The organism is Alloalcanivorax venustensis, assembly GCF_047495515.1.
Taxonomy (GTDB): domain Bacteria; phylum Pseudomonadota; class Gammaproteobacteria; order Pseudomonadales; family Alcanivoracaceae; genus Alloalcanivorax; species Alloalcanivorax venustensis.
Genome location: NZ_CP179934.1, coordinates 3,128,709 through 3,155,111 on the forward strand (window position 1 = coordinate 3,128,709; position 26,403 = coordinate 3,155,111).

Consider the following 26,403-nt stretch of genomic DNA (forward strand, 5'->3'; position numbering starts at 1 on the left):
TTTACGCCCGTCCTATCGAATCTTGAGGGTCGCGAGACCCACCAGTACGAGAATTACGGTAATGATCCAGAACCGCACGATGATCTTCGGTTCCGGCCAGCCCTTGAGCTCAAAGTGGTGATGGATCGGCGCCATGCGGAAAATGCGCCGGCCGGTGAGCTTGAACGAGGCCACCTGCAGCATCACCGACACCGTCTCCATGACGAACACACCGCCCATGATGAACAGCACGATTTCCTGGCGGACGATCACCGCCATCACACCGAGCACCGCGCCCAGCGCCAGCGCGCCCACGTCGCCCATGAACACCTGCGCCGGGTAAGCGTTGAACCACAGAAAACCGAGCCCGGCGCCGCACAGGCCGGCGACGATCACCACCAATTCACCGGCGCCGGCGATGTAGGGAATCTGCAGGTAGGTGGCGAACTCCGCGTGGCCGCTGGCGTAGGCGAAGATGCCCAGCGCCGCCGCCACCAGCACGGTGGGCATGATCGCCAGGCCGTCCAGGCCGTCGGTCAGGTTGACCGCGTTGGAGGTGCCGTTGATCACGAAATAGGTCAGCACCACGTAGAACCAGCCCATGTTGATCGCCACGGTCTTGAAGAACGGCACGATCAGCTGGGTTTCCTGCGGGCTCTGGGCGGTCCAGAACAGCGCCAGGCCGGCGCCCAGCGCGCCCACGGACTGCCAGAAATACTTCCAGCGCGCCGGCAGGCCGCGCGGGTTCTTTTCGATCACCTTGCGCCAGTCGTCGACCCAGCCCACGGCGCCGAACACCACCAGCACGCCCAGCGTGATCCACACGAAGCGGTTGCTGAGATCCGCCCACAGCAGGGTGGAGATGGCGATCGAGATCAGAATCAGGCCGCCGCCCATGGTCGGGGTGCCGGCCTTGCTGAGGTGGCTCTTGGGGCCGTCGTCGCGGATCGCCTGGCCGACCTGCTTTTCCTGCAGCTTGCGGATCATGATCGGACCGATCCAGAACGCCAGGAACAGCGCCGTCAGCACCGCCAGAATGGCGCGCAAGGTAATGTATTGGACCACCAGGAATCCGGTATAAAACTCACCCAGCAGTTCCGCCAGCCAAAGCAACATCAGTGCCCCCTCCCCTTATCGGTAAGCCGTTGCACCACTTGCTCCATGCGGGCACTGCGCGACCCCTTGACCAATACCGTGCCGCCCCGGGCCAGCGTTCCCGCTGCCCGTTCGGCGGCCTGATCGAAATGTTCCACCGGCTCGGCGCCGTCACCGAAGCCGCGGGCGGCCGCTTCGGCGCCGGGCAGGGTGATCAGCGTGTCGATGCCGGCGGCCCGGGCGTTGGCGCCCAATTCAGTCACCAGCGTCTCGGCGCTGGGGCCCAACTCCCCCATGGCGCCCAGCACCAGAGTGCGCGGTGACGGCCGCCCGGCCAGCCAGGCGATGGCCGCCCGTACCGAGCCGGGGTTAGCGTTGTAGGTGTCGTCTACCAGGGTGCCGCCCTGGCAGTCGATCACGTTCATGCGTCCCGGGACCGGCTTGAGCTGTTCCAGGCGCGGCGCCCGTTCCGCCAGGTCGACGCCCAGCGCCTGTACGGCGGCCAGCGCCATCAGCGCGTTGCTGATCTGATGCGCGCCCACCAACGGCAAGCGCAGAGTCAGGCCCAGGGGCCGTAGCACGAAGTCGCAGCCGTGGTCGTCCAGGCGCACCGCGTCGGCGTGCAGGTCGCCCTGCTCGCGGCCGACGGTGACAATGTTCAAGCCGGCGGCGCGGGCCTGGTCGGTGAAGAACGGCGCGTAGTTGTCGTCGCCGTTGATCACCGCGGTGGCGCCGGGGGCGCAGCCCGGGAAGATTTCCGCCTTGGCGCGGGCGATGCCGTCCATGGAGCCGAAGCCTTCCAGGTGGGCGCCGGTGACGTTGGTGATCAGCGCCACGTTGGGCTTGACCAAACCGCTGGTCCAGGCGATCTCGCCGGGGGCGTTGGCGCCCAGCTCGAACACCGCCTGGCGGTGTTCGGCGGTCAGGCGCAGCAGCGTGAGCGGCACGCCGATGTCGTTGTTGAGGTTGCCGTGGGTGGCCAGGGTGCCCTCGCCCAGCAGCACGGCGATCATCTCTTTCACGGTGGTCTTGCCGGCGTTGCCGGTGACGGCCACGCGCGGCACCGGGAACTGGGCGGCGTAACCGGCGGCCAGGCGGCCGAGGCCCTGGCGGGTGTCGGCGACGCGCACGTCGGCGTCGAACACGCCGGCGTCGCTGCCGTCTTCGCCTTGGCAATCAATCAGCGCGGCCACCGCGCCGGCGTCCCGGGCCTGGGCCAGGAAGGCGTGGCCGTCGAATCGCTCGCCGCGCAGCGCCACGAACAGGCTGTCCGGGCCCAGCGTGCGGGTGTCGGTGCTGACCGCGCTCAGGGTGCGGTCTTCGCCGCGCATCTCGCCGGCGGTCCAGTCACGGATCTGGGACAGGCGCATCATGCGATCCCCCCTGCCGGGGCGGCCGGCGCCTGCCACGCGGCCAGGGCCTCGCGGGCCAGGTCGCGGTCGTCCATGGGGTGGCGCTCACCGGCCACCTCCTGATAGTCCTCATGGCCTTTGCCGGCCACCAGCACCACATCGTCGGCGCCGGCCTGGGACACCGCCAGCGCCACGGCGCGGCGGCGGTCGGTTTCCACCTGCACGGCGCCAGGGTGGTCGAGACCGGCGCGCATCTGTTCAATGATCGCGTCCGGGTTCTCGCCGCGCGGGTTGTCGCTGGTGAACAGCACCCGGTCGGCGCCGCGCTCGGCGGCGGCGGCCATCAGCGGGCGTTTGCCGGTGTCCCGGTCGCCGCCGCAGCCGACCACGCAGTGCAGACGGCCGGGGAAGTGCTCGCGGGCCGCCGCCAGGGCTTTTTCCAGGCCGTCCGGGGTGTGCGCGTAATCGACGATGACGGTGGGTTTGCCCGCTTCGCGGATCGGCTCCATGCGGCCCGGCACCGGGGTAATGGCGGCCAGGGCGTCCGCCAGCGCGCGGGGCTCGACGCCGCTGCCGTGCAACGCCCCGGCCACCGCCATCACATTGCTGAGGTTGAAGGCGCCGAACAGCGGCAGGGTCACGTTCAGGGCTTCGCCGCCCACGGTGAGCCGCAGGTCCATGCCGTCCGGGTGCGGCTGCCAGGCCACGCAGCGCACGGTGGCGCCGGCCTGGGCGCCGTAGGTGATGCAGCGCACGCCGTCGTTGAGCCGGCCGAGCAGCACCGGGGCGGCGTCGTCGTCGCTGTTGATCACCGCTTCCTGGAGCTCCGGGCGGGTGAACAGCGCCACCTTGGCGAGCAGATAGGCGTCCATGTCGCCGTGGTAGTCCAGGTGGTCGCGGCTCAGGTTGCTGAACACCGCGATGCGCACCGGGGTGCTGCCCAGGCGGTGCTGGTCGAGGGCGTGGGACGACACTTCCATGGCGACGCTGTCGGCGCCGGCGTCGCACAGGTCGAGCAGCGCTTTCTGCAGGGTAATCGGGTCCGGCGTGGTGTGGCCGGTGCTGTCCTCCTGGCCCTTGAGGCCGACGCCCAGGGTGCCGATCAGCCCGCAGGCGTGGCCCAGGGCGTTGAGCGCGTCACGCAGGAACCAGGTGATGCTGGTTTTGCCGTTGGTGCCGGTGACGCCGATCACCTTCAGACGGCGTCCGGGCTCGCCGAAGTAGCGCGCCGCCAGCACGCCGACCTGGCGGCGCAGTTCCGGCACGGTGATGCGCACGGCGCCGTCGTGCGGATGCACGGCGAAGGCGTCGCCCTCTTCCACCACCACGGTGGCGCCGGCGCGGACCGCCGCGTCGATGAACTGGCGGCCGTCCGCGTTGTGGCCGGGCACCGCCAGGAACAAGTCGCCAGGGGTCACCGCGCGGCTGTCCAGGCGCAGTGCGTTGATGGTCAGGTCGCGCAGCCGTTCCGGCAGCGGCTGGTCGGGGAGCAGATGCCGCAGTGCGATCATGTGGCGTCCTCCCCGTCCAGTTTGCCGGCGATCAGGCCGTCGGTCTTGTCCGGCGGCACGTGCAGGGTGCGAAGAACGCCGCCGACGATGGCGGAGAACACCGGCGCGGCCACCAGGCCGCCGTAATAGGATTCGCCGCGCGGGTCGTCGATCACCACCACCGCGGCCACCCGCGGGTTGGAGGCCGGGGCGATGCCGGCGAACAGGCCGATGTAGCGGTCGTCGGCGTAGCCGTTGGCGGTGACCTTGTGCACGGTGCCGGTTTTGCCGGCCACCTGGTAACCGGAAATCTGCGCGCGGCTGGCGGTGCCCTCGATGCTGACCACGGTTTCCAGCATGCGCACGATGGACTGGGCGCTGGCCGGCGCGATCACCTGCTCGCCCTCGGGCGGCTGGTCCACCTTGAGCAGGGACAGCGGCACCCGGCGGCCGTCGTTGGCGAGGATCGCGTAGGCCTGGGCCAGCTGCAGCGCGGTGGTGCTGACGCCGTAGCCGTAGGACAGCGCGGCGCGCTCCACGTCCCGCCAGCGGGCGCGCAGCGGCAGCATGCCGTCGCTCTCGCCGGGGTAGTCGATGCCGGTGCGCTGGCCGAAGCCGAAGCGCTCCAGGTAGCCGGGCAGCACCATGGCGTCCATGGACAGCGCCAGCTTGCTGACGCCCACGTTGGAGCTCTTGGTGAGCACGGTGGTGACGTCGATGACACCGTAATCGCGGTGGTCACGGATGGTCTTGCTGCCCACGCGCAGATAGCCGGGGTGGGTGTTGATCGCCGTGGTGGGCGTGACCAGGCCCTGCTCCATGGCGGCGGCGACGGTGAACGGCTTGATCGTGGAGCCCGGCTCGAACAGGTCGGTGACGGCCCGGTTGCGCAGGCTGGCGGTGTCCAGGTTGCCCCGGTTGTTGGGGTTGTAGGCGGGCTGGTTGACCATCGCCAGCACTTCGCCGGTCTTGATGTCGAGCACCACGGCGGAGCCGCCCCGGGCCTTAAAGCGGCGGGTGGCGGACAGCAGTTCTTTGTAGGCCAGGTACTGCAGGCGCAGGTCCAGGCTCAGGGTGATGTCCTGGCCGGGCGCCGCCGGTTCCAGCACTTCGATGTCCTGGATCACGCGGCCGAGCAGGTCGCGAACCACTTTCTTGCGGCCCGGCTCGCCGGACAGTTGCTCTTCGAAGGCCAGTTCCACGCCTTCCTGGCCGCGCTCGTCGATGTCGGTGAAGCCGACCAGATGGCTGGTCACTTCGCCGGCCGGGTAGTAGCGGCGGTATTCGGTGAGCGGGTGGATGCCGGGCACCTGTTTGGCGAGCACCGTCTGCGCCTGTTCCGGCGCCAGGCCGCGGGCCAGGTAGATGAATTCCTTGCCCTTGTGGCTGTTGACCCGGCTGGCGAAGGCGCGGCTGTCGATGATCGGGTTGTTGCCCAGGCGCGCCCACTGCTCCTGGTGCTCCAGGGCTTCGCCGGGGTTGGCCCACAGGGTGGTGACCGGGGTGCTCACCGCCAGCGGCCGGCCGGCGCGGTCCTGGATCACGCCACGGTGGGCGGCCACCGGCTCCACCCGCAGATTGCGGATGTCGCCCTGGTCGGCCAGGAAGTCGTGCTGTACCACCTGCAGCTGCACCGCGCGCCCCACCAAAACACAGGCACAGCCGGCCCAGAACACCAGCATGAAACGCCAGCGCAGGGAGCTGTTGGCCTGGCGCGCCGACGCCTTGGTGGCGGCTTTGCGCGTTGCCTTGGGTGTGGTTCTACGGGCGCCTTTCATGGCCGTATCAACACTCGCTCGTCGGTCTTCGGTAATTTCATGCCCAGCTCTTCACGAGCCAGGCGCTCCACCCGGGCGTAACTGCCCCAGGTGCTGTGTTCCAGCAGCAGCTGGCCCCAGCGGGTTTCCAGCTGCGCCTGCTGCCGCTGCGCCTGCTGGGCGCGGTCGGTGAGGCGGCGCGATTCGTGCACGCTGTAGGCCACGCCCACCGCGGACGCCACCACCAGCACCAGCAACAGCGGCGGCAACCAGCCGGCGGCGAGCACCGAGCCCGTGGCCTGGCCGCGGGCCGCGCTCATGCCACTTTCTCCGCCACCCGCAGCACCGCGCTGCGGCTGCGCACGTTGACGCGCAGTTCGTCCTTGCCGGCGTAGCGGGCCTTGCCCAGCGGCTTCAGCCGCTCCGGCGGTTCGTCCATCATCGGCAACCCGCCCCGGCCTTTCGGCGCCTGGCCGGAGTGATCGCGGATAAAGCGCTTCACCACCCGGTCTTCCAGGGAATGGAAGCTGATAACGACAAGACGCCCGCCGATGGCGAGCGTCTCCAGGGCCTGGTCCAGCGTGTTGCGCAACGCGTCCAGTTCCCCGTTTATATGTATTCGTAACGCCTGAAAGCTGCGCGTTGCCGGGTGCTTGCCCGGCTCGCCGCGTCCCATCACCGATTGAATCAGGCCGGCCAGCTGCGCCGTGGTGCGGATCGGCTGCTGATCGCGGCGCTCGCAGATCGCCCGGGCGATGCGGCGTGATTTGCGCTCATCGCCGTACTGGTAGAGCACGTCGGCGATCTGCTTCTCGCCGGCCCGCGCCAGCCAGTCGGCGACGCTTTCGCCGCTGTCCGGGTCCATGCGCATGTCCAGCGGGCCGTCGCGCAGGAAGCTGAAGCCGCGCTCGGCGTCGTCCAGCTGCGGCGAGGACACGCCCAGATCCAGCAGCAGCCCGTCGATCTGGCGGTGCTCTTCCGCCACCAGCTCCGGCAGGCAATCAAAGCGGGCGCGGCGAATCCGGAAGCGGGTGTCTTCCAGGGCCAGCTTCTCGCCTTCCAGTACCGCCTCCGGATCGCGGTCCACACCGACCAGACGGGCGCCGGCGTCCAGCCGGGCCAGCAGCGCGCGGCTGTGACCGCCGCGGCCAAAGGTGCCGTCCACGTACAGGCCGTCGGTTCGGGTGGGCCACATTTCCAGTACCTCCTCCAGCATTACCGGCTGGTGTTCGTACTGCCTGTTGTCGCTGTTCGCCATGGCCGGTTGCCCTCGCTTGTTCGCTGCCAAATTCAGAACGAGAGGGACTGCACACTCTCGGGCATGGCGTCCTGATCCAGATCCTGTTGTTCCAACTGATTCCAGGTTTCCTCGGCCCAGATTTCGAACCGGTGCATCAAACCCACCAGCATGGCGTGTTTTTCCAGGCCCACCACGGACCGCAACTCCGGCGGTACCAGCAGGCGGCCGTTGCCGTCCATTTCCATTTCCACGGCCTGCCCCAGGAAGCGGCGCTTGAGCGCCCGCACCTGAGAGTGGGAATCGCTTTGCGACGCCACCTGGCGGGCGATGTCACGCCACTCGGGGAAGGGGTACATCACCAGGCAGGCGTCGTAGGGGTGTTGCGTGAGCACAAGGCGACCGCCGCAAGCGCTGTTCAGCGACTCGCGGTAGCGGGTCGGCACGGTAAGCCGACCCTTGGCATCTAGATTGAGCGCCGTACGCCCGTTGAACACTGGCCTTCCCCTTGCGTTGGGATCCGTCCCACTTTGTGCGTTTCTGGCGGCGGGATGGAGGATTTTTCCCACTTCATCCCACTTTCCACCACAATGCGACACTCTAGGTCCACGGGAATTACCAAGTCAAGCTCGGCGAAACCGGCCAATGTAAAAGAAAGTCTTTGCAAATCAGTTTGTTAGCTGCGTCACACTGGGGGTGAGCAAGGCGGGGGAAGAGGAGTTGTCAACGTAATCAGGGCGCTGCGGGGCGCAGCTAAGGAATCACTTTAAGAGTTAGACTATTTTGGAATAAAGAGGGCGCAATAAATGAGAGGAATGCCATATTCAGGGTGAGTGCTGACTCTCGCCGCAGGCCACTGATAGCGGTCAACTGGCCTGTGGGAGCGGGCCCAGCCCGCGAAAGGCAAGCAAAGCTTGCCGGCAGGATGCCAGAGACCTTGGTTCGCGCATTATGGAGGTCTCTGGGATCCTGCCGGGTGGCAGAGCCACCCTTTCGCGGGCAAGGCCCGCTCGCACAGGCCCGCTCCCACAGGGAGCGGAATGTCGCTTCGAATAAGGTGGATCGGTCGATAAGCCGGGTTCTGTCGTGGACAGCCATTCATCTGGGACCCGCGTCGCCACGGGCCTCAAGCGACCTACCCGGACCCGGCGCGGGCCACGCCCATGGGTCCCTATTTGGTCTTGCTCCGGGTGGGGTTTACCCTGCCACCGCTGTTGCCAGCGGCGCGGTGCGCTCTTACCGCACCTTTTCACCCTTACCCGGTGGCTCGAAAGCCGCCGGGCGGTACCTTTTCTGCGGCACTTTCCGTAACCGCGCCGTCACCAGCGCGGCCCCCAGGCGTTACCTGGCACCCTGCCCTATGGAGCCCGGACTTTCCTCCAGCGGCTTGCACCGCCAGCGGCTGCCTGACCGACCCGGGGCGGATTCTAGCGGAGACAGTGAATAGTGAACAGTTAATAGTGAAGAGTTCGCGGGTGGGGCCGGGGTGTCGTGGAGGCCGTGCCCGCGCTCATTGCGTGAGCGCAAACCTTCGATGCTAATACGCAACCAGCGCGGAGCGCACTGTTTTCGCTATTAACTATTCACTGTTAACTATTAACTCCTTCCAGGTAGTTGTAGAGCTCCTGCCGCTTCAACCCCGTGTGGGCGGCGAGCACCCGCGCCGCCCGCGACACCGGCAGTTCCGCCAGCAGGGCCTTGGCGAGGGCGCGGTCCTGTTCGCTGAGCTGTTCGCCGCGGGCGGCGGGGGACAGCACCAGCACCAGCTCGCCGCGGCGCTGGTCCTTGTCGCCGCGCACCCACTCGAGCAGCTCGGCCACCGGGCCTCGGCGCACGGTCTCGAAGCGTTTGGTGAGTTCCCGGCAGAGGGTCAGTTCGCGGTCGGCGTCGACCAGGCCGGCCAGGCTTTCCAGCAGCGACACCACCCGGTGCGGCGCCTCGAAGATCACGCTGGTGACGTCCAGGCCCGCCAGCCGGCGCAGGGCGTTTTCGCGGGCGGCGCCCTTGGACGGCACGAAGCCTTCGAACAGAAAGCGATCGCTGGGCTGGCCGGACACCGCCAGCGCCGCCAGCAGCGCGGACGCGCCGGGCACCGGCACCACCGCCACGCCGGCGTCCTGGCAGGCGCGCACCAGCCGGTAGCCCGGGTCGCTGACCAGCGGCGTGCCGGCGTCGCTGATCAAAGCGCCGCTTTCGCCGTCGCGCAGGCGCGCCACCAGTTCCGGGCTGCGCTCGGCTTCGTTGTGGTCGTGGCAGCTGATCAGACGGGCCTTGATGCCCAGATGGTTGAGCAGCGTCTGGCTGTGCCGGGTGTCCTCGGCGGCCACCCAGTCCACCTGGCCGAGCACCTCAAGGGCGCGACGGGACAGGTCGTCCAGGTTACCGATCGGTGTGCTGACCACATACAAAGAGCCGCTCATGGGGGGCGTTTTCCTGATTGGGTGTAAAGAGTTGTGTGATGCCACCGATCCGTTCCGCAATCGTGGACCGTCGGGGGTGATTCGCGACTTGCAAAACGCCTACAATAGCGGCTTCTTTCCCGAAGTAGCAAAGGGGTTACCCTAGAGCCATGGAATTACGACAGGCCCGCCTGGCCGCAATGGCCCTCGTTCTGGTCCTTGCCGGCTGTTCTCAATTACCGAGCCCGAACGGCTCGACCGCCAAGGAACCGGCACCCCTTCGCGATGCGCCGCAACAGGTCGATAACGCCAGCGACCAGCTGGCCGAGCTGGCGGAACCGGTGCGCACCGACACCGCCCTGGCCTGGGCACGTTCTTACCTGGTCAATGAGCGCGCCGACGACGCCGGCGAATTGCTCGACCAGGTGGGCGACGGCGCCCTGTCCCGGGATCAACGCTTCCGCTGGCTGCAGTTGCGCGCCCAGTCCTGGATGGCCGAGCAGCAGCCGGACCGGGCGGTGGCGTTGCTGGACGACTACCGGAGCGATATCGACGGCTTCGACGCCCAGCGCCGCGCCAAGCTGAACCTGCTGCGCGCCGACGCCCAGGCGCTCAACGGCAAGTTGATGAAAAGCCTGCGCCAGCGCGTGGCGGTGGACCCGCTGCTCAATGACGACGACCAGGAATACAACCGCCAGCTGACCTGGGAAGCGCTGATGCGCTTGCCGCTGGAGACGCTGGAAGCCCGCGCCGAGGACACCTCCGGCGAGCTGCGCGGCTGGCTGGAGCTGGCGCTGCTGTACCGCGACCCGCAGGCCAACATCGACAGCCAGGTGCAGCGCCTGTCGCGCTGGCGCGAGGACTGGCCCGACCATCCGGCCGCCCGCCAGTTGCCGGAAACGGTGCGGGCCCTGCAGCGCGCCGCCCGCGAGCGCCCCCAGCGGGTCGCCGTGCTGCTCCCGGAGAGCGGCCCGCTGGCGCCCGCCGCCGAGGCGATCCGCGACGGCATGATGACCGGCTACTACAGCGCCGAGGAAGCGGGCAACCCGACCCCGGACCTGCGTTTCTACGACGTCAGCGACGCGGACGTGCGCTCGGTGTTCCAGCAGGCGGTGGACGACGGCGCGCAGTTCGTGGTCGGGCCGCTGGCCAAGGACAACGTGGCCGAGCTGGCCCGCATGGGCACGCCGCCGGTGACCGTGCTGGCGCTGAACTATCTGGATCAGGACAGCGAGGACGCGCCGATCTTCCAGTTCGGGCTGGCGCCGGAGGACGAAGCCCGGCAGATCGCCCGGCAGAGCCTGGAAGCCGGCGACCGGCTGGCCGGCGTGCTCTATCCGCGCAGCGCCTGGGGCCAGCGCGTGGCCGAGGCGTTCGTGGCCGCCTGGCAGGACGGCGGCGGCCGGATCGTGGTGGAAAGCTCGTTCACCGACGACACCATCGGTGAAACCGTGGAGAGCCTGCTGGACACCGCCCGCGCCGAAAAAGACCTGCGCCGCGACCCCTCGTTCTCGGATCTGGACTCCGAGCGGCCGGAGGAGTGGCCGCAAAGCCTGGATTTCCTGTTCCTGGTGGCCGACCCGAACGAGGGCCGGCAGATTAAACCGGCGCTGAATTTCCATTACGCCCGGGACCTGCCGGTGTTCGCCACCTCCCATCTTTATAACGGCACCCCGGCGCCGCGCCGCGACCAGGACCTGGACGGCGTCTACTTCCTGGACATGCCGTGGATTCTTTACGAAGGCACCAAGCTGCACCGTATGGCCGAGGAAACCTGGCCGGACGGCCACGGACGCTACGCGCGTCTGTTCGCCATGGGCGTGGACGCCTACCGGCTGCAGGCGCGGCTGTACCTGCTGCGCAATCTGCAGGACAGCACCCTTCCGGGCGTCACCGGCACTTTGCGGCTGGACGGCGCGCGGCTGGTGCGTGAGTCGGACTGGGCGGTATTTCGTAACGGTGAGGCGATACCGGTGCCCCGCGTCGGTGAAGGGCGGGTGGACAGCACACAGTATTAGGATCGGGTGGCTGTAAGCCACCCTTTCGCGGGCTGGGCCCGCTCCCACAATAGGAGGAAAGGAGGCCTCTATGTACTGGCGCAAGGAACGCGGCCAGCGGGCTGAGCACCGGGCACGACGCTGGCTGGAACAGCGCGGCCTGGTGCCGGTGATCGCCAATTATCAATGCCGCCTGGGCGAGGTGGACCTGATCATGGACGACGGCGAGACGCTGGTGTTCGTGGAGGTCCGCTGGCGTGCCTACAACCGCTACGGCGGCGCCCTCGCCTCGGTGGACGGGCGCAAGCAGCGCCGCCTGATTCTGGCGGCGCGGCACTATCTGGGCCGCTACCCTTATCAGGCACAACGGCCCTGCCGCTTCGACGTGCTGGGCCTGGAACCGGATGACGACGGCGAAGTCCGTTATCATTGGGTGCAAAACGCATTTTACGGAGACCAGTAATGAGTGTGGACCGCATCAGACAGTTGTTCGCCGAAAGCATGGAAACCAAGGCCAAGGCCGGCGAAGTGCTGCCCGAGGTGATCGCCGCCGCCGGCCAGGTGATGGTGGAATGCCTGCTCAACGGCGGCAAGATTCTCAGTTGCGGCAATGGCGGCTCCGCCGGTGACGCGCAGCATTTCTCTTCCGAGCTGCTCAACCGCTTCGAGATGGAACGCCCGGCTCTGCCGGCGGTGGCGCTGACCACCGATTCCTCCACGCTCACTTCGATCGCCAACGACTACAGCTACAACGAGATCTTTTCCAAGCAGGTGCGCGCCCTGGGCAACCCCGGCGATGTGCTGCTGGCGATTTCCACCAGCGGCAATTCCGCCAACGTGATCCAGGCGATCCAGGCCGCCCACGACCGGGAAATGAAGGTGGTGGCGATGACCGGCAAGGAAGGCGGCGAAATGGTGAACCTTTACGGCCCCGGCGATATCGAAGTACGGGTCCCGGCCACTTCCACCGCGCGCATTCAGGAAGTGCATCTGCTGGTGATCCACGCGCTTTGCGACTTTATCGATCAACAGCTTTTCGGAGGCTCTTGATGCGTCACCCTGCCCTGCCGGCGTTGCTTGTGATGCTGTTCGCCCTGTCCGGCTGCGCCGCCCTGACCAAGAACATGGCCCAGGAACCGGTCGACCGGGACCACGGCTCGCGCACCTTCGGCGCCTTCGTGGAAGACGGCAATATCGAGCGCAAGATCAAGGTCAATCTGGCCCGCGCCAGCGAGGCCCTGGACCAGAGCCACATCGTGGTGGTGAGCTTTAACGGCAATGTGCTGCTGGCCGGGGAAGTGGCCAGCGACGAGCTGCGCGTGCAGGCGGAGAACATCGCCGCGCGGGTGCGTCACGTGCGCCACGTGCACAACGAACTGAAGCTGTCCGGCGACAGCGGGGTGTTATCCCGGGTCAACGACGGCTGGCTGACCACCAAGCTGAAAACCCGCCTGTTCGTGGACGGCGATGCGCCGGGCATGCGCACCAAGGTGGTGACGGTAAGCGGTATTGTCTATCTGATGGGGCTGCTCACCCGCGACGAGGCCGACGCCGTGGTGGCGCAGGCCCGTGAGGTCGGGGGTGTGCAGAAGATCGTTAAGATTATCGAGTATATTGATTAATCACTTCACGACTTTCAGGTGACTGCCCTTGGAGGCTGGCTTATCGTCGTCGCTGGGGTCGGTCGGTGACGGCTGCGGCGGCGGATCTTCGGGTTCGAAGGCCATGCCTTGGCCGTTTTCGCGGGCGAACACGGCCATCACCGCTTCCACCGGCACGCGCACCGTGCGCGGCACGCCGCCGAAGCGGGCGGAAAAGGTGATTTCCTGATTGCTGGCCTCGAAATTGGTCACCGCCCGCGGGGCGATGTTGAGTACGATCTGGCCGTCCTGCACGAATTCCTGGGGCACTTCCGCCCCGGGAAAATGGGCGTCCACCGCCAGATGGGTGGTCAGGCCGTTATCGCAGATCCATTCGTGCATCGCCCGTATCAGATACGGGCGATTGGGGGTCATGTCATCATTCATGGCTTACAGCTGGCGCAGTTCGCGCTCTGCTTCGGAAAGGCTGGCCTGGAAGGCGTCACGGTCGAACAACCGCTCGGCGTAGTCCAGCAGCGGCTTGGCCTGCTTGGGCGGCAGTTCAATGCCCAGTGCCGGCAACCGCCACAGAATCGGACCCACCACGCAATCCACCAGGGTGAATTCTTCGCTCATGAAGAACGGCAGCTCGCTGAAGATCGGCGCCGTGGCGATCATCGCTTCGCGCAGTTCCTTACGGCGCTTGGTCAGCGCGGCCTCTTTCTCGGTACCCGCCAGAATAGCGTCCACATGGGCGCACCAGTCGCGCTCGACGCGGTGAATCAGCAGGCGGCTCTGCGCCCGGGCCACCGGGTACACCGGCAACAGCGGCGGATGCGGGAAGCGCTCGTCCAGGTATTCCATGATCACCGTGGACTGATACAGGGTCAGTTCCCGGTCCACCAGGGTGGGCACTTCGTTGTAAGGGTTCAGTGAGGCCAGATCTTCCGGCTTGTCACCATTGTCCACATCGACGATATCCACGGTGACGCCTTTCTCCGCCAGAACGATCCGCACGCGATGGCAGTAATGATCGTTCGGCGAGGAAAAGAAAGTCATTGAGGAACGTTTTGTCACCACACCCATGGTTGAATCATCTCCACGCTACGTCTCTATATAACACAAACAGGGTAGCCGCTCGCGCGGGTACCCTGTTGCTCGCCGAAAAGCGTTCCGAGCGGTAATTTCCGCTTAGTGAACGTCTTTCCAGTACTCTTTCTTCAGCAGGTATGCCGGAATCAGCAAAATACCCAGGAACACCAGCACGTACACGCCGATGCGCTCGCGGGTGGGAGCCATCGGCTCGGCCGCGTAGGTCATAAAGTTGGCAATGTCGCCCATATTGGACTTGAACTCTTCCTCGCTCAACTCCTGCTGCATTCCGGCCATCACGTGGGGCATACCCACGTTGGGGAACACATGGTTGTTGTAACCGAAGGGCCGTTCCTCGTCCTCGTAGAAGCTGATCAGGTAAGAATACACCCAATCGGCGGAGCGGTGGCGGGCGGCCAGCGTCAGGTCCGGCGGGGTAACGCCGAACCACTGCTTGCCGTCTTCCTCGGCCATGCCGTTTTCCATCGGGTCACCGATCTTGTCGCTGGTGAAGTTCAGGTTCTCCAGCACCAGGTCATCGGGGATGCCCAGATCTTCCGCCATGCGCCCGTAGCGCAGGTACTCCATGCTGTGGCAGCCCATGCAGTAGTTGACGAACAACTTGGCGCCGTTCTGCAGGCTCACCTTGTCCTGCAGGTTCACCGGTGCGTCCACCACGTATTCATTGTTGCCGCCGCCGGCGGCGAACGACATCACCGGCAGGCAGCTGAAAAGCATTACCGCGACTAGCTTTCTCATCAGTGACCCCCCGTTACGCGTTCAGGAACCGGCTTGGCTTTCTCGAATCGATGCGCCAGCGGCAGCCCGATAAAGAAGAAGGCGAAGTAGTACACCGTGCCGATCTGCGCCAGGGTCTTGGCCAGGCCCGAAGCGGGCTGGGTGCCGAGATAACCGAGCATCACGAAGTCGGCGGCGAACACCAGCAGCAGGAGCTTGCTGAGCCAGCCTTTGTAGCGAATCGACTTCACCGGGTGACGGTCCAGCCAGGGCAGCAGGAACAACACCACGATACCGCCGCCCATGGCGATCAGGCCCCAGGCCTTGGACGACATGCCGAACCAGTCGATGGTGGTGGCCCGCAGCATGGCGTAGTAGGGACCGTAGTACCACACCGGTGCGATGTGATCCGGGGTCTTGAGCGGATCCGCCGGCACGAAGTTGGGCTTCTCGATCAGATAGCCGCCGCCGGTGGGGAAGAAGAACACCACCACGGCGAAGATGATCAGGAAGATGATCACGCCGGGCAGGTCTTTCACGGTGTAGTAGGGGTGGAACGGGATGCCGTCACGCGGGATGCCGTTCTCGTCCTTGTTCTGCTTGATTTCCACGCCGTCCGGGTTGTTGGAACCGACTTCGTGGAGCGCAAGAATGTGCAGGAACACCAGCGCCACCAGCACCAGCGGAATCGCCACCACGTGCAGGGCGAAGAACTTGTTCACCGTGGCGGTGGACAGCAGGTAGTCGCCGCGCACCCAGGTGGTGAGGGCGTCGCCGATCTCCTTGGCGTCCTTGGCGTCGATGAACGGCAGGATGTCGAACGGAATCGCGCCGGCCAGGGAGATGATCACCTGGGCGCCCCAGTAGGACATGTTGCCCCAGGGCAGCACGTAGCCGAGGAAACCTTCCGCCATCAGGGCCACGTAGATCAGCATGCCGAAGATCCACACCAGCTCGCGGGGCGGCTTGTAGGAGCCGTACAGCAGGCCGCGGAACATATGCAGGTAGACCACGGCGAAGAAGGCGGACGCGCCCACCGCGTGCATGTAGCGGATCAGCCAGCCCCACTGCACGTCGCGCATGATGAACTCGACGGACTCGAAGCCCTGGCTGGGGGAGTAGAACATGGTCAGCCAGATGCCGGTGAGCAGCTGGTTGACCAGCACCACCATGGACAGCACGCCAAAGTAGTACCAGAAATTGAAGTTCTTCGGAGCGTAGTACTCCGACATGTGCTTCTTGTAAGCGTTGACGACGGGGAGACGCGCATCCACCCAGTCGATCAGACCGTTCACCATTCTCATCATGCCTTGGTCTCCCCTTCTTCAGAGCCGACGATAACCACGGACTCGCTCAGGTAGGAATGGGGCGGCACCACCATGTTGGTCGGCGCCGGCACGCCCTGGTAGACGCGGCCCGCCAGGTCGAACTTGGAACCGTGGCAAGGGCAGAAGAAGCCACCCTCCTTGAGTTCTACGGTGGGTTCTTCTTCGTACAGAGGAGAACACCCCAGATGCGTGCAGATGCCGATCAGGATCAGATATTCTTTTTTGATCGAGCGCCACAGGCTGGACGCATAGGCAGGCTGCTGGTCTTCTTCGGATTGCGGGTCCTTGAGCTGGTCGTTCAGCTTGTCGAGCGCCGAGACCGTCTCTTCGGAGCGGCGGATCACCCACACGGGCTGGCCTCGCCATTCCTGTACCACGCGCTGGCCCATCTCCAGCTTGCTGATATCCACCTGGACCGGGGCCCCCGCGTTTTCAGCTTTGGCGCTGGGCTGCCAGGATTTAACAAAAGGAACCGCCGCGCCTAATGCACCCGCGGCGCCGACTGCTGAGGTCAGGCCGATCAAAAAGGTGCGGCGGCTGGTGTTTACGCCGTCATTGCTCATTGAGAAGTTCTCCCCTTAAATCCCACGCTCGGGGGGTGATCCGAGACTCGAGGTCGGTCCTCGTGCTCCGGGCGGAGTAAGGCGGCGCAAATGTTAATGAAAAAGCCCACATCTGACAACCGGTTATTCCCCACGGGCAAACCGCTAAACCCCTGATTTGCACACAAAAAAAGCCCAGCAAAGCCGGGCTTTTTTCGGGCGTAAAACGGCTCTGGACGGCCGTCTTAGCGCTTGGAGAACTGCGGACGCTTACGCGCCTTGTGCAGACCCACCTTCTTACGTTCCACGGCGCGGGCGTCACGGGTGACGTACCCGGCGCGGCGCAGGGAACCGCGCAGCTCGCCGTCGTACTCCATCAGCGCACGGGTGATACCGTGACGGATGGCACCGGCCTGGCCGTTGTTGCCACCGCCGCTGACGGTCACGTAGACGTCGAACCGGTCCAGCGCGTCGGCCAGCTCGAGGGGCTGACGCACCACCATGCGGTTGGTGTCGCGACCGAAATAAACGTCAAGCGGACGACCATTCACGGTGATGTTACCGCTGCCCGGACGAAGAAAAACACGTGCGGCGGCCGTTTTGCGGCGACCTGTTCCGTAGTCGGCGTTTGCAGTTGCCATCGACTGACCTCTTAAATTTCCAGCTGCTGCGGCTGCTGAGCGGTATGCGGATGCTCGGTGCCGGCGTAGACTTTGAGTTTGCGCAACATGTCGCGACCCAGGGGGTTACGCGGCATCATGCCTTTAACGGCTTTCTCGATCACCAACTGAGGCTTGGAATTGATCAGCGTCTCAAAGTTGGCTTCCTTGATGCCGCCCGGGTATCCGGTGTGGCGGTAGTACATCTTATCGGTGGCTTTTTTGCCAGTGACCGCCACCTTTTCCGCGTTGATCACAACGATGTAATCGCCGGTATCAACGTGCGGGGTGTATTCCGGTTTATGCTTGCCACGCAGCCGGGTGGCGACTTCTGAGGCCAGCCGGCCCAGCGTTTTGCCGGAGGCGTCTACCACATACCAGTCGCGCTTTACGCTTTCCGGTTTGGCGCTGTAGGTCTTCATGGGAGTCTTCCCTAAAAATTGTGCCCTGAATTCATAACGTTACGGGTAATACCAACCCTCCGGCGAGAGCCCGCCGGGCAAGAGGGTGCGAATTGTACTGAACGCCCCCGGCAAAGACAAGCGTAAAGACGCCCTTTCGCGGGCTGGGCCCGCTCCTACAATCGGGTATAGTCACCGTTTTGCCGAAGCAAACCTATTATAGGAGGGAGAGCATGGAATACCGTCCGCTGGGCAACACCGATCTGAAGGTGAGCAGCCTCTGCCTGGGCACCATGACCTGGGGCAACCAGAACAGCGCCGAGGAAGGCTTCGCGCAGATGGATCTGGCCCTGGACCGGGGCATCAACTTCTTTGATACCGCCGAGATGTACGCGGTGCCCGCCAGCGCCGAGACCTCCGGGCGCACCGAGGAGATCATCGGCCAGTGGTTCGCCAGGACCGGCAACCGCGACAAGGTGGTGCTGGCCACCAAGGCCGCCGGCCCGGGCGACTACGTGAAACACATCCGCGGCGGCCCGCGCCTCAACCAGGACCACCTGGAGCGCGCCGTGGAAACCAGCCTTCAGCGCCTGCAAACCGACGTTATCGACGTCTACCAGCTGCACTGGCCGGAGCGCACCACCAACTACTTCGGCCGCCTGGGCTACAAACACCGTGAAGACCAGGACGCGGTGCCCATCGCCGAGACCGTGGCCGCGCTGAAGAAGCTGGTGGACAGCGGCAAGATCCGCCACTGGGGCCTGTCCAACGAGACCGCCTGGGGCACCATGGCCTTTATCCGCGAGGCGGAGAAGATCGGCCTGGCGCCACCGGTATCGATCCAGAACCCCTACTCCCTGCTCAACCGCAGCTTCGAAGTGGGCCTGGCGGAAGTGGCGCACCGCGAGAACGTGGGCCTGCTGGCCTATTCGCCGCTGGCGTTCGGCATGCTCACCGGCAAGTACCGGGGCGGCCAGTGGCCCGCCAACGCCCGCCTGACCCTGTTCAAGCATTTCGCCCGCTACACCAACGACCAGGCCACCGACGCCACCGAGGCCTACTGCCGCCTGGCCGAAGAGCGCGGCGTCAGCCCCACGCACCTGGCGCTGCAGTTCGTCACCACGCGCCCGTTCGTGACCAGCAACATCATCGGCGCCACCAACCTCAACCAGCTGCGCGAAAACCTGGACAGCGTCGACCTGCCCTGGGACAAGGACCTGGAAAAGGAACTGGAAGCGATCCACACCCGCTTCCCCTACCCGGCGCCCTGAGGAGGGTGCGGGCTTGTGGGAGCGGGCCTTGTGGGAGCGGGCCTTGCCCGCGAAAGGCAAGCTCTGCTTGCCGGCGGGATACCAGAGGCTTGGTTGAAGCCCCTCTTTCCAGGGTCTCTGGGATCCTGCCGGGAGCTTCGCTCCCTTTCGCGGGCCGGGCCCGCTCCTACAAACCTCGCTCTTGACCGGGCGGCTGGATTGGGCGAATGTGTACGCTGTACACTTCAAGGGAGCGCCCCCACCATGCCCAGCCCGCAGCCCAGTTCCATCCGCGTCGGCCGCCGCTACCGCGCCAACCGCCTGGACGGCCCCTATGACGTCCTGGTGATCGGTTCCGGCATCGGCGGCCTGTGCGCCGCCGCCTGCCTCAGCAAGCTGGGCAAGAAGGTGGCCGTGTTCGAGCAGCACTACACCGCCGGCGGCTTCACCCACAGCTACGAACGCAACGGCTACGAGTGGGACGTGGGCGTCCACTACATCGGCGACATGGGCGCCCGCCACACCCTCAGCCGCCGGCTGTTCGACCACATCACCGACGGCAAGCTGCAGTGGGCGCCCATGGACGCCTGCTACGACCGCATTTTCCTCGGCGACCGCCACTACGACCTGGTCGCCGGCCCCGACGCCTTCCGCGCCGAGCTGAAACGGGCCTTCCCCGACCAGCACGACGCCATCGACGCCTATATGAAGGCACTGAACAAAGCCGCCGGCGCCATCAAACCGTTCACCGCCAGCAAGCTGCTGCCCACGCCGCTTACCCGTGTGACGCGGCTGGCGCTGAACCGCGGCGCCCTGGGCCGCTACAACCGCCCCACCCGCGAGGTGCTCGCCGAGCTCACCGACGACCCGGAGCTGATCGCGGTGCTCACCGGGCAGTGGGGCGACAACGGCCTGCCCCCGGCCCGCTCCAGCTTTTTGATCCATGCGCTGATCGCCCGCCACTATCTGTACGGCGGCTACTACCCGGTGGGCGGCGCCTCGGAAATCGCCCGCAACGTGATTCCGGTGATCCAGCAAAGCGGCGGCGAAGTGTTCACCTACGCCGATGTCACCAACATCCTGATCGAAAACGGCCGCGCCGTCGGCGTGCGCCTGGCCGATGGCCATGAAGAGCGGGCGGCCACGGTGATCAGCGACGCCGGCGTGTTCAACACCTTCACCGAGCTGCTGCCAGACACCGCCCCGCAGCACGCGGCCTACCGGAAACAGCTCGGGCAGGTGCGGCGGGCCATGGCCAGCGCCTGCCTGTACATCGGCCTCAACGACACCGCCGAGAACCTGGGGCTGCCGAAAACCAACTACTGGATCTATCCGGACAACGACTACGAAGGCCAGCTCGACCGCGCCCTGGCCGACCCGGACCACCACGATATCCCGCTCACCTATATCTCCTTCCCCAGCGCCAAGGACCCGGACTTCACCCGCCGCTACCCGGGCCGCGCCACCATTGAGATCGTCGCCGCCGCGCCGTTCGAGTGGTACCAGCGCTGGGCCGACGCCCCCTGGGGCAAACGCGGCGATGACTACGAAGCGAAAAAAGAAGATTTTTCCCAGCGGCTGCTGGAAAAGCTGTTCGAGAAGCACCCCCACCTGCGCGACCACCTGGACTACTACGAGCTGTCCACGCCGCTCTCCACCGCCCACTTCTGCCGCTACCCGGAGGGCGAAATCTACGGCCTGGACCACGACCCGGAACGCTTCGAACAGGACTGGCTGCGCCCGAAGACCAAGGTGCCCGGCCTCTATCTCACCGGCCAGGACATTCTCACCTGCGGGCTGGGCGGCGCCCTGGTCGGCGGCCTGATGACCACCCTGGCGATCAGCGGCCGGCGCGGGCTGCCGCTGGCCAAACGCATGCTGGTGTGAAGCCGGGGACACCATGCGCTTCTGGTTGATGTGCCTGCTGCTGGCGCCGCTGCTGTTCGTTCAGGCGCGGCGCGCCCGCCGGGACACCCCGCGCCTGCCGGAGGCCGGCGGCGCCGACCGGGGCCGCGAAGGCAGCGGCGACGGGCCGCCGCTACGGCTGCTGGTGGTCGGCGAATCCACCGCCGCCGGCGTCGGCGTCGCCGAGCACCGCCAAGGCCTGGGCGCGCATCTGGCCCGTGCCCTGGCGGCTCGCCATCAGAACACGGTTACCTGGCAGGTGATCGGTGTGAACGGCATCCGCGCCCTGGGCCTCAACCGGCATCTGGGCGCCCGGCCGCCGGCGGAGGCGGACCTGGCCGTTATCAGCCTGGGCGTCAACGACACCACCGGCGTCACCCGCCCGAGCCGCTACCGCCAGCACCTTACCGACCTGATCGGCACCCTGAGACGGCACCGGCCCGACCTGCCGGTGTATCTGCTCGCGGTGCCGCCGATGCAACACTTCACCGCCCTGCCCCGGCCGCTGCGCGACCTGCTGGGCCAGCGGGCGGCCCAGCTTGATCGCACCCAGCAAACCCTGGCGGCGCAGCTCCACGGCGTGCACCACCTGGCCTACCCGGCGATCGCCGACCCCGCCTGCCTGGCCGAAGACGGCTACCACCCTTCGGAAAAGGGGTACGCCTACATCGCCGAGCAGGTCGCCGGCCAACTGCGCCCGGCGCCGTTCAGCGGCGCCGGAGTGGACGTCACGAGATCGCCGTGACCGGAACACGCCGGCGCACTTTCACCACCGGCTTGCGCCCGGCCTCTTCCCGGTCACCGCCGGAAGACGCCTCGCCGAAGGCGCACACCACGCTCGCCGACTCCGCGTCCAGCACACCCTGCGGCACACCGTCCTGGTTGTCCGGGTGCGCGCACCAGATTCCGGGGCCGTAGGGCGTGCGTCTCGCCCTGGCGTCGCCGTACCGGCAGCCGCTGCAACATTTCAGTTTCATCCCTGGGCTCCCTTCCTTGCGCTGCTGCTATTCATGGTTATCCGTCCCCATTTTCACGGCGAAGATCGCCGCTTCAGGGGGAACCCCAAGAGTCGCAGAGCGTGGCAGGCGGCGTAAAGCGGATGTGCGGGTTCGGCAAGAGAGGACTAACTAAACGATCTCAGGAGGCCAGGGCTCGGAGCACGTGCTGCGGATCCTTTTTAATGGCGCGCAGCAGCGCCTTGGCAGGGCCTGTAGGCTCGCGGCGGCCTTGCTCCCAGTTGCGGAGTGTCGCCAACTGCACGTCGATCATTTTGGCGAATTTAGCCTGCGTCAGCCCCGTCGCCTGACGGATGGCTTTCACGTGCACCGCGTCCACGGTGAACTCGCGCGAAGGCTGACGCTCCCCGCGCTGGATTTCGTCCATTTGCTGGACGCTTTCCATGAGGTCATCAAAGAGTTTGCTCATGGTGATTACCTCCAATGTTCGATGATTTGCTTGAGCGCTCTGCGCTCGGCCACGCTCAGGTCATCCTTTTCGCTCTTCGGGTAGATCAGCAATAAAGCAATCTGCGATGCCGAGACGAAATAGTAATAAATGACCCTGGCGCCACCCCGCTTTCCACGCCCGCTGGATGCAACCCGAACCTTGCGGAGCCCGCCGGTGCCCTGAATCACATCGCCCATGTCGGGGCGGCGAGCGAGCGCCTGCTGGAAATCGGCATAACTCTCATCGTCGAGAAGACCGCGCAGGCGCTTGGTAAATATCGGGGTCTCAATAAAGATCATGGCGGAAATGTACGCCAATGGCGTACAAAATGCAATGCCGACAAGCACCAAAAACACTGTTGATACGAACAGTATTCTGGTGTTGGATGGAAGGTGGGAGTTATTAATAAGCGCTGCCTCCGGGTGTTGGCCCACCCGAAAGCAGCTAACCACAACAGACTAGTGAGGAGTCTATTATGGCTGAGCGCAATGTTATGCCAGAGTATCGCGCCACCGAAAGCCCCGCCGGGAAGCCAGCACGTCCCTTCCCCTATTGGCGCACCCTGAAGGTACACCGCAGCCGCGACAGCGTGCCCCTCAAACCCTATCAAGGCTTCCAGCCGGCACCGCCGGCCGTGCCCCGCGTGCTCTTGAGAGGGCAATGGCTGAGCGAAGCGGGCTTCGGCGCGGACACGTTGCTGGATGTGGAGGTGAGTGAGGGCCGGATCGTGCTTACCGCTGTGGTGAACTGAGGGAGGATGCCTTCTGCTCGGGCATCGCCAGTCGACGCCCGGGCGACCTCCCAACCGGGTCCCAAAGTCTACTCCCTGCACCTCACGCACTAGCCAGTTTAGCCAGACCTGGCTAGCCCCACGTTCCAAAAAGACATGTCCCATAGCAATGCAGAGACGCTATCCGAGGCCTTGTGCGAAGCGTAGGAACCGGTTTATCCCCGCCCGCCCGGGGAACAGCGCATCACCGTCGCGCCGGCGTTCATCCTGCCCGGCCTATCCCCGCAGGTGCGGGGAACACTGAATTGAAACAGTCCCTTCGTGGGTGTGCTCCGGTTTATCCCCGCAGGTGCGGGGAACACGTTAGGCGTGACGATCTGCCCATCGTTCGGGTTCGGTTCATCCCCGCAGGTGCGGGGAACACTTGGTGCCGTCGTACTGCTCGGACCAGCAGAACGGTTCATCCCCGCAAGTGCGGGGAACACGTGGACCTGGCGGAACCGGGCTTCCGGGGACTGCGGTTCATCCCCGCAGGTGCGGGGAACACGCCTACCCCAAGCGATACTCATCGCTCACCCCTCGGTTCATCCCCGCAGGTGCGAGGAACACGCAGGTCGAAACGAGCGACAGTGAAACCGTCTACGGTTCATCCCCGCAGGTGCGGGGAACACTCGGTGTCGTCCGGCGCGGCGAACGCCGACGGCGGTTCATCCCCGCAGGTGCGGGGAACACAGCGGCCTCAGCGCGCACCGCGTCGAGTTCCGCGGTTCATCCCCGCAGGTGCGGGGAACACGGCGCCCACGTTGTTACGGGTCAGGAACACACCGGTTCATCCCCGCAGGTGCGGGGAACACTGCCGGAAGGCACCGACCCACACCAATACAAACGGTTCATCCCCGCAGGTGCGGGGAACACGTGGAGCGCAATCGCGGTCGCGGTCGGCGCCGGTAGCTAGGTTCATCCCCGCAGGTGCGGGGAACACGGCTCCGAAGGAGCCACCCCCGGCTGAAGGCTCGGTTCATCCCCGCAGGTGCGGGGAACACAGTCGCGGGCACCGTCAAAGTGCTGCCCAGCCCGGTTCATCCCCGCAGGTGCGGGGAACACGTTAATCTGAAAGATCATCCGGACACTGACCGCGGTTCATCCCCGCAGGTGCGGGGAACACCCCTTCTGGAGCGAGGCTACAGGTGAACTGGACGGTTCATCCCCGCAGGTGCGGGGAACACTGGTTGACCATGCTCACGGTGTGGCTCATGGACGGTTCATCCCCGCAGGTGCGGGGAACACGAACAGCCGCTGCGCCTCTTCGATGCTGCCGACGGTTCATCCCCGCAGGTGCGGGGAACACGAGGGCATGCCCATGAAGATCGGACGCGAGACCGGTTCATCCCCGCAGGTGCGGGGAACACACCGAAGCGCCGAGCGCCATGTCGTGGTAGGGCGGTTCATCCCCGCAGGTGCGGGGAACACAATGACAGGTCATCGGCATAGGGATAGCCCACCGGTTCATCCCCGCAGGTGCGGGGAACACAGAAGTCGGCAAAGGCGTTCCGCTCCTCAAGGCGGTTCATCCCCGCAGGTGCGGGGAACACGTTCGGACCTCTGCGACCAGCTCAGCATAGAACGGTTCATCCCCGCAGGTGCGGGGAACACTGGTGTACCAGCGGCGACCCCGTAACCATCACCGGTTCATCCCCGCAGGTGCGGGGAACACATCATCACTGCGAACAGCAGGAGAAAAACAAACGGTTCATCCCCGCAGGTGCGGGGAACACGGCTTCGATCTCATGACCCCGCTCGAACAGCACGGTTCATCCCCGCAGGTGCGGGGAACACCGCTGATCACGCCGGTGGCGGTGTCAATCAGGCGGTTCATCCCCGCAGGTGCGGGGAACACGTTTTGACGTCTTTAAGTTGCTCGATGGAGTGCGGTTCATCCCCGCAGGTGCGGGGAACACGTAGTCGTCGGCAAGCAGTATCCATTGATAATCGGTTCATCCCCGCAGGTGCGGGGAACACTAATTTAGGGGGCAGAAAATCTAGCCGATGTACGGTTCATCCCCGCAGGTGCGGGGAACACCACCGCGCCCGCGCTGTTCGTGAAGGCGGCGACGGTTCATCCCCGCAGGTGCGGGGAACACGGCGCAAGATTCGACACGCGGGGCGCTCAGGCCGGTTCATCCCCGCAGGTGCGGGGAACACCTCCCATGATCCGCACCGTACAACACGTCTTGCGGTTCATCCCCGCAGGTGCGGGGAACACTCGGCGGTGGCGGTGCGCTCGCTGTTAGCGACCGGTTCATCCCCGCAGGTGCGGGGAACACGTCCACCCTGTACCAATTAGGCTGATGCGGTCCTGGTTCATCCCCGCAGGTGCGGGGAACACCGCATCAGGTCGTGGGCGTCGTCTTTCGTGAGCGGTTCATCCCCGCAGGTGCGGGGAACACGAGCTGGTCGATGTGGAGCACCAGGGTTTCCGCGGTTCATCCCCGCAGGTGCGGGGAACACTCCGGGTAGGGGTTGGCGGCGTCCCTGGCTGCCGGTTCATCCCCGCAGGTGCGGGGAACACGGTCTTGGGGTCGGGGATGGTGTCCCCTATTTCGGTTCATCCCCGCAGGTGCGGGGAACACGCTGGGCGGGCTCTTGGCGGGGCGGGGCGAAGCGGTTCATCCCCGCAGGTGCGGGGAACACCTGGAGATCGTCGCGACGCTCTCGTGGAAAACCGGTTCATCCCCGCAGGTGCGGGGAACACCAAGGTCATCTGGTCGAACATCCTCGATGCTCCGGTTCATCCCCGCAGGTGCGGGGAACACGGCGCCCACGTTGTTACGGGTCAGGAACACACCGGTTCATCCCCGCAGGTGCGGGGAACACGTTCTCGGCGCCCGTCCGGGCTTTCACGGCCTCGGTTCATCCCCGCAGGTGCGGGGAACACGCGAGCATCTGGGCCTCTTTCTGCTCCATCAGCGGTTCATCCCCGCAGGTGCGGGGAACACGTGGCCGTGTCCGAGACCGCGCCACGGGCGAACGGTTCATCCCCGCAGGTGCGGGGAACACTTTAGTTTTGCCGATCTTCACCAGTCCAGAATCGGTTCATCCCCGCAGGTGCGGGGAACACTATCTGCGTGGCTATAACGGTACTGAATTCATCGGTTCATCCCCGCAGGTGCGGGGAACACGTCCAGGGCGGCCAGAACCTGGGCGCTGGATGCGGTTCATCCCCGCAGGTGCGGGGAACACCGAGAGAACATCCGAGACGAAGACGGCGACATCGGTTCATCCCCGCAGGTGCGGGGAACACCTCAGACCGCTCTGCTTTGGCTTTTGCGATAGCGGTTCATCCCCGCAGGTGCGGGGAACACGTGGGCCAGGAGATTTCGCCGCATCAGGGTTACGGTTCATCCCCGCAGGTGCGGGGAACACGTA

Annotated in this window: 26 protein-coding genes, 1 other RNA gene and 1 CRISPR repeat array (1 of these 28 cut by a window edge); of the genes, 8 read left to right on the plus strand and 19 right to left on the minus strand. The window is 65.6% G+C overall.

Annotated features, from left to right (window positions below; all coding sequences use genetic code 11):
• Nucleotides 1-12: 12 nt before the first annotated feature.
• From mraY to rsmI, 9 genes are all read right to left on the minus strand, one after another.
• Nucleotides 13-1,095 carry a phospho-N-acetylmuramoyl-pentapeptide-transferase gene (mraY, locus tag ACMG4O_RS14655; protein WP_067607168.1) on the minus strand — a complete coding sequence of 361 codons (1,083 nt, stop codon included), beginning with the start codon at nt 1,093-1,095 and terminating at the stop codon, nt 13-15.
• Nucleotides 1,095-2,447, minus strand: a complete 1,353-nt coding sequence (locus ACMG4O_RS14660; RefSeq protein WP_414434058.1) for a UDP-N-acetylmuramoyl-tripeptide--D-alanyl-D-alanine ligase — start codon at nt 2,445-2,447, stop codon at nt 1,095-1,097. The genes mraY and ACMG4O_RS14660 overlap by 1 nt, the downstream gene beginning before the upstream one ends.
• Nucleotides 2,444-3,937 (minus strand): UDP-N-acetylmuramoyl-L-alanyl-D-glutamate--2,6-diaminopimelate ligase, encoded by a 1,494-nt coding sequence (locus tag ACMG4O_RS14665; protein WP_414434059.1) that lies wholly within the window; start codon nt 3,935-3,937, stop codon nt 2,444-2,446. The genes ACMG4O_RS14660 and ACMG4O_RS14665 overlap by 4 nt, the downstream gene beginning before the upstream one ends.
• Nucleotides 3,934-5,598, minus strand: coding sequence for a peptidoglycan D,D-transpeptidase FtsI family protein (locus tag ACMG4O_RS14670; RefSeq protein ID WP_370203715.1), 1,665 nt, complete (start codon nt 5,596-5,598; stop codon nt 3,934-3,936). Before ACMG4O_RS14670 ends, ACMG4O_RS14665 begins: the two co-directional genes overlap by 4 nt.
• A 92-nt stretch (nt 5,599-5,690) precedes the next feature.
• A complete protein-coding gene (gene ftsL / locus ACMG4O_RS14675) occupies nt 5,691-5,993 on the minus strand; it encodes a cell division protein FtsL (RefSeq protein WP_142948037.1) in 303 nt (100 codons plus the stop codon).
• On the minus strand, nt 5,990-6,931 hold the full coding sequence (rsmH, locus tag ACMG4O_RS14680) for a 16S rRNA (cytosine(1402)-N(4))-methyltransferase RsmH (RefSeq protein ID WP_142948036.1): 942 nt from the start codon (nt 6,929-6,931) through the stop codon (nt 5,990-5,992). Before rsmH ends, ftsL begins: the two co-directional genes overlap by 4 nt.
• A 32-nt stretch (nt 6,932-6,963) precedes the next feature.
• Nucleotides 6,964-7,407: a division/cell wall cluster transcriptional repressor MraZ gene (gene mraZ, locus ACMG4O_RS14685; RefSeq protein ID WP_370211786.1), complete on the minus strand. Its 444-nt coding sequence runs from the start codon at nt 7,405-7,407 to the stop codon at nt 6,964-6,966.
• A gap of 557 nt (nt 7,408-7,964) precedes the next feature.
• Nucleotides 7,965-8,328, minus strand: an RNA gene (rnpB, locus tag ACMG4O_RS14690) — RNase P RNA component class A.
• Between the two features lie 171 nt (nt 8,329-8,499).
• Nucleotides 8,500-9,330, minus strand: a complete 831-nt coding sequence (rsmI, locus tag ACMG4O_RS14695; protein WP_335629058.1) for a 16S rRNA (cytidine(1402)-2'-O)-methyltransferase — start codon at nt 9,328-9,330, stop codon at nt 8,500-8,502.
• Between the two features lie 149 nt (nt 9,331-9,479).
• Here rsmI and ACMG4O_RS14700 point away from each other — a divergent pair, with 149 nt between their 5' ends.
• The 4 genes from ACMG4O_RS14700 (at nt 9,480) to ACMG4O_RS14715 (ending at nt 12,928) form a co-directional block, all read left to right on the plus strand.
• Nucleotides 9,480-11,327, plus strand: coding sequence for a penicillin-binding protein activator (locus ACMG4O_RS14700; protein WP_414434060.1), 1,848 nt, complete (start codon nt 9,480-9,482; stop codon nt 11,325-11,327).
• A gap of 70 nt (nt 11,328-11,397) precedes the next feature.
• Nucleotides 11,398-11,769 carry a YraN family protein gene (locus tag ACMG4O_RS14705; RefSeq protein ID WP_067610774.1) on the plus strand — a complete coding sequence of 124 codons (372 nt, stop codon included), beginning with the start codon at nt 11,398-11,400 and terminating at the stop codon, nt 11,767-11,769.
• A complete protein-coding gene (locus ACMG4O_RS14710) occupies nt 11,769-12,356 on the plus strand; it encodes a phosphoheptose isomerase (protein WP_067607112.1) in 588 nt (195 codons plus the stop codon). The genes ACMG4O_RS14705 and ACMG4O_RS14710 overlap by 1 nt, the downstream gene beginning before the upstream one ends.
• The gene (locus tag ACMG4O_RS14715; protein WP_142948031.1) at nt 12,356-12,928 is read left to right on the plus strand and encodes a BON domain-containing protein; all 573 of its coding nucleotides are present in this window, start codon (nt 12,356-12,358) and stop codon (nt 12,926-12,928) included. The genes ACMG4O_RS14710 and ACMG4O_RS14715 overlap by 1 nt, the downstream gene beginning before the upstream one ends.
• Here ACMG4O_RS14715 and ACMG4O_RS14720 read toward each other — a convergent pair whose 3' ends face one another.
• The 7 genes from ACMG4O_RS14720 to rplM form a co-directional block, all read right to left on the minus strand.
• Nucleotides 12,929-13,321, minus strand: a complete 393-nt coding sequence (locus tag ACMG4O_RS14720) for a ClpXP protease specificity-enhancing factor (protein ID WP_414434061.1) — start codon at nt 13,319-13,321, stop codon at nt 12,929-12,931.
• Between the two features lie 15 nt (nt 13,322-13,336).
• The gene (locus ACMG4O_RS14725; RefSeq protein ID WP_414434062.1) at nt 13,337-13,972 is read right to left on the minus strand and encodes a glutathione S-transferase N-terminal domain-containing protein; all 636 of its coding nucleotides are present in this window, start codon (nt 13,970-13,972) and stop codon (nt 13,337-13,339) included.
• Between the two features lie 105 nt (nt 13,973-14,077).
• The gene (locus tag ACMG4O_RS14730; RefSeq protein WP_194855087.1) at nt 14,078-14,737 is read right to left on the minus strand and encodes a cytochrome c1; all 660 of its coding nucleotides are present in this window, start codon (nt 14,735-14,737) and stop codon (nt 14,078-14,080) included.
• Nucleotides 14,737-16,023, minus strand: a complete 1,287-nt coding sequence (locus ACMG4O_RS14735) for a cytochrome b (RefSeq protein ID WP_370203703.1) — start codon at nt 16,021-16,023, stop codon at nt 14,737-14,739. The genes ACMG4O_RS14730 and ACMG4O_RS14735 overlap by 1 nt, the downstream gene beginning before the upstream one ends.
• Entirely contained in the window at nt 16,020-16,607 is a 588-nt protein-coding gene (gene petA / locus ACMG4O_RS14740; protein ID WP_370186298.1) for a ubiquinol-cytochrome c reductase iron-sulfur subunit, read from the minus strand. The genes ACMG4O_RS14735 and petA overlap by 4 nt, the downstream gene beginning before the upstream one ends.
• Before the next feature lie 224 nt (nt 16,608-16,831).
• Complete coding sequence (gene rpsI, locus ACMG4O_RS14745) at nt 16,832-17,227, minus strand: 30S ribosomal protein S9 (protein WP_067607123.1); 396 nt, start codon at nt 17,225-17,227, stop codon at nt 16,832-16,834.
• A gap of 11 nt (nt 17,228-17,238) precedes the next feature.
• The gene (rplM, locus tag ACMG4O_RS14750; protein ID WP_067607125.1) at nt 17,239-17,667 is read right to left on the minus strand and encodes a 50S ribosomal protein L13; all 429 of its coding nucleotides are present in this window, start codon (nt 17,665-17,667) and stop codon (nt 17,239-17,241) included.
• A gap of 212 nt (nt 17,668-17,879) precedes the next feature.
• Here rplM and ACMG4O_RS14755 point away from each other — a divergent pair, with 212 nt between their 5' ends.
• From ACMG4O_RS14755 to ACMG4O_RS14765, 3 genes are all read left to right on the plus strand, one after another.
• The gene (locus tag ACMG4O_RS14755; protein WP_414434063.1) at nt 17,880-18,917 is read left to right on the plus strand and encodes an aldo/keto reductase; all 1,038 of its coding nucleotides are present in this window, start codon (nt 17,880-17,882) and stop codon (nt 18,915-18,917) included.
• A 243-nt stretch (nt 18,918-19,160) separates the two neighbouring features.
• Nucleotides 19,161-20,783, plus strand: coding sequence for a phytoene desaturase family protein (locus ACMG4O_RS14760; RefSeq protein WP_414434064.1), 1,623 nt, complete (start codon nt 19,161-19,163; stop codon nt 20,781-20,783).
• Between the two features lie 13 nt (nt 20,784-20,796).
• Nucleotides 20,797-21,546: an SGNH/GDSL hydrolase family protein gene (locus tag ACMG4O_RS14765; protein WP_414434065.1), complete on the plus strand. Its 750-nt coding sequence runs from the start codon at nt 20,797-20,799 to the stop codon at nt 21,544-21,546.
• Here ACMG4O_RS14765 and ACMG4O_RS14770 read toward each other — a convergent pair.
• The 3 genes from ACMG4O_RS14770 to ACMG4O_RS14780 all read right to left on the minus strand — a co-directional run bounded on the left by ACMG4O_RS14770 (nt 21,530) and on the right by ACMG4O_RS14780 (nt 22,594).
• Nucleotides 21,530-21,778 carry a hypothetical protein gene (locus ACMG4O_RS14770; protein ID WP_142948023.1) on the minus strand — a complete coding sequence of 83 codons (249 nt, stop codon included), beginning with the start codon at nt 21,776-21,778 and terminating at the stop codon, nt 21,530-21,532. The genes ACMG4O_RS14765 and ACMG4O_RS14770 overlap by 17 nt on opposite strands.
• Nucleotides 21,779-21,938: 160 nt before the next feature.
• Entirely contained in the window at nt 21,939-22,226 is a 288-nt protein-coding gene (gene nadS / locus ACMG4O_RS14775) for a NadS family protein (RefSeq protein WP_414434066.1), read from the minus strand.
• A 5-nt stretch (nt 22,227-22,231) separates the two neighbouring features.
• Nucleotides 22,232-22,594, minus strand: coding sequence for a type II toxin-antitoxin system RelE/ParE family toxin (locus ACMG4O_RS14780; RefSeq protein ID WP_414434067.1), 363 nt, complete (start codon nt 22,592-22,594; stop codon nt 22,232-22,234).
• A 128-nt stretch (nt 22,595-22,722) separates the two neighbouring features.
• Between ACMG4O_RS14780 and ACMG4O_RS14785 the strand changes: the two genes are divergently transcribed.
• The gene (locus tag ACMG4O_RS14785) at nt 22,723-22,998 is read left to right on the plus strand and encodes a SymE family type I addiction module toxin (RefSeq protein ID WP_414434068.1); all 276 of its coding nucleotides are present in this window, start codon (nt 22,723-22,725) and stop codon (nt 22,996-22,998) included.
• Nucleotides 22,999-23,249: 251 nt separating this feature from the next.
• Nucleotides 23,250-26,403: direct repeats of the CRISPR family, unit length 29 nt; unit sequence CGGTTCATCCCCGCAGGTGCGGGGAACAC; it runs 241 nt beyond the window's last position.

What these genes read in the sequence shown, in the direction of transcription:
- mraY (WP_067607168.1), bottom strand. Translation starts at nt 1,095, where the DNA reads ATGTTGCTTTGGCTGGCGGAACTGCTGGGTGAGTTTTATACCGGATTC.
- ACMG4O_RS14660 (WP_414434058.1), bottom strand. Translation starts at nt 2,447, where the DNA reads ATGATGCGCCTGTCCCAGATCCGTGACTGGACCGCCGGCGAGATGCGC.
- ACMG4O_RS14665 (WP_414434059.1), bottom strand. Translation starts at nt 3,937, where the DNA reads ATGATCGCACTGCGGCATCTGCTCCCCGACCAGCCGCTGCCGGAACGG.
- ACMG4O_RS14670 (WP_370203715.1), bottom strand. Translation starts at nt 5,598, where the DNA reads ATGCTGGTGTTCTGGGCCGGCTGTGCCTGTGTTTTGGTGGGGCGCGCG.
- ftsL (WP_142948037.1), bottom strand. Translation starts at nt 5,993, where the DNA reads ATGAGCGCGGCCCGCGGCCAGGCCACGGGCTCGGTGCTCGCCGCCGGC.
- rsmH (WP_142948036.1), bottom strand. Translation starts at nt 6,931, where the DNA reads ATGGCGAACAGCGACAACAGGCAGTACGAACACCAGCCGGTAATGCTG.
- rsmI (WP_335629058.1), bottom strand. Translation starts at nt 9,330, where the DNA reads ATGAGCGGCTCTTTGTATGTGGTCAGCACACCGATCGGTAACCTGGAC.
- ACMG4O_RS14700 (WP_414434060.1), top strand. Translation starts at nt 9,480, where the DNA reads ATGGAATTACGACAGGCCCGCCTGGCCGCAATGGCCCTCGTTCTGGTC.
- ACMG4O_RS14705 (WP_067610774.1), top strand. Translation starts at nt 11,398, where the DNA reads ATGTACTGGCGCAAGGAACGCGGCCAGCGGGCTGAGCACCGGGCACGA.
- ACMG4O_RS14710 (WP_067607112.1), top strand. Translation starts at nt 11,769, where the DNA reads ATGAGTGTGGACCGCATCAGACAGTTGTTCGCCGAAAGCATGGAAACC.
- ACMG4O_RS14715 (WP_142948031.1), top strand. Translation starts at nt 12,356, where the DNA reads ATGCGTCACCCTGCCCTGCCGGCGTTGCTTGTGATGCTGTTCGCCCTG.
- ACMG4O_RS14720 (WP_414434061.1), bottom strand. Translation starts at nt 13,321, where the DNA reads ATGACCCCCAATCGCCCGTATCTGATACGGGCGATGCACGAATGGATC.
- ACMG4O_RS14725 (WP_414434062.1), bottom strand. Translation starts at nt 13,972, where the DNA reads ATGGGTGTGGTGACAAAACGTTCCTCAATGACTTTCTTTTCCTCGCCG.
- ACMG4O_RS14730 (WP_194855087.1), bottom strand. Translation starts at nt 14,737, where the DNA reads ATGAGAAAGCTAGTCGCGGTAATGCTTTTCAGCTGCCTGCCGGTGATG.
- ACMG4O_RS14735 (WP_370203703.1), bottom strand. Translation starts at nt 16,023, where the DNA reads ATGATGAGAATGGTGAACGGTCTGATCGACTGGGTGGATGCGCGTCTC.
- petA (WP_370186298.1), bottom strand. Translation starts at nt 16,607, where the DNA reads ATGAGCAATGACGGCGTAAACACCAGCCGCCGCACCTTTTTGATCGGC.
- rpsI (WP_067607123.1), bottom strand. Translation starts at nt 17,227, where the DNA reads ATGGCAACTGCAAACGCCGACTACGGAACAGGTCGCCGCAAAACGGCC.
- rplM (WP_067607125.1), bottom strand. Translation starts at nt 17,667, where the DNA reads ATGAAGACCTACAGCGCCAAACCGGAAAGCGTAAAGCGCGACTGGTAT.
- ACMG4O_RS14755 (WP_414434063.1), top strand. Translation starts at nt 17,880, where the DNA reads ATGGAATACCGTCCGCTGGGCAACACCGATCTGAAGGTGAGCAGCCTC.
- ACMG4O_RS14760 (WP_414434064.1), top strand. Translation starts at nt 19,161, where the DNA reads ATGCCCAGCCCGCAGCCCAGTTCCATCCGCGTCGGCCGCCGCTACCGC.
- ACMG4O_RS14765 (WP_414434065.1), top strand. Translation starts at nt 20,797, where the DNA reads ATGCGCTTCTGGTTGATGTGCCTGCTGCTGGCGCCGCTGCTGTTCGTT.
- ACMG4O_RS14770 (WP_142948023.1), bottom strand. Translation starts at nt 21,778, where the DNA reads ATGAAACTGAAATGTTGCAGCGGCTGCCGGTACGGCGACGCCAGGGCG.
- nadS (WP_414434066.1), bottom strand. Translation starts at nt 22,226, where the DNA reads ATGAGCAAACTCTTTGATGACCTCATGGAAAGCGTCCAGCAAATGGAC.
- ACMG4O_RS14785 (WP_414434068.1), top strand. Translation starts at nt 22,723, where the DNA reads ATGGCTGAGCGCAATGTTATGCCAGAGTATCGCGCCACCGAAAGCCCC.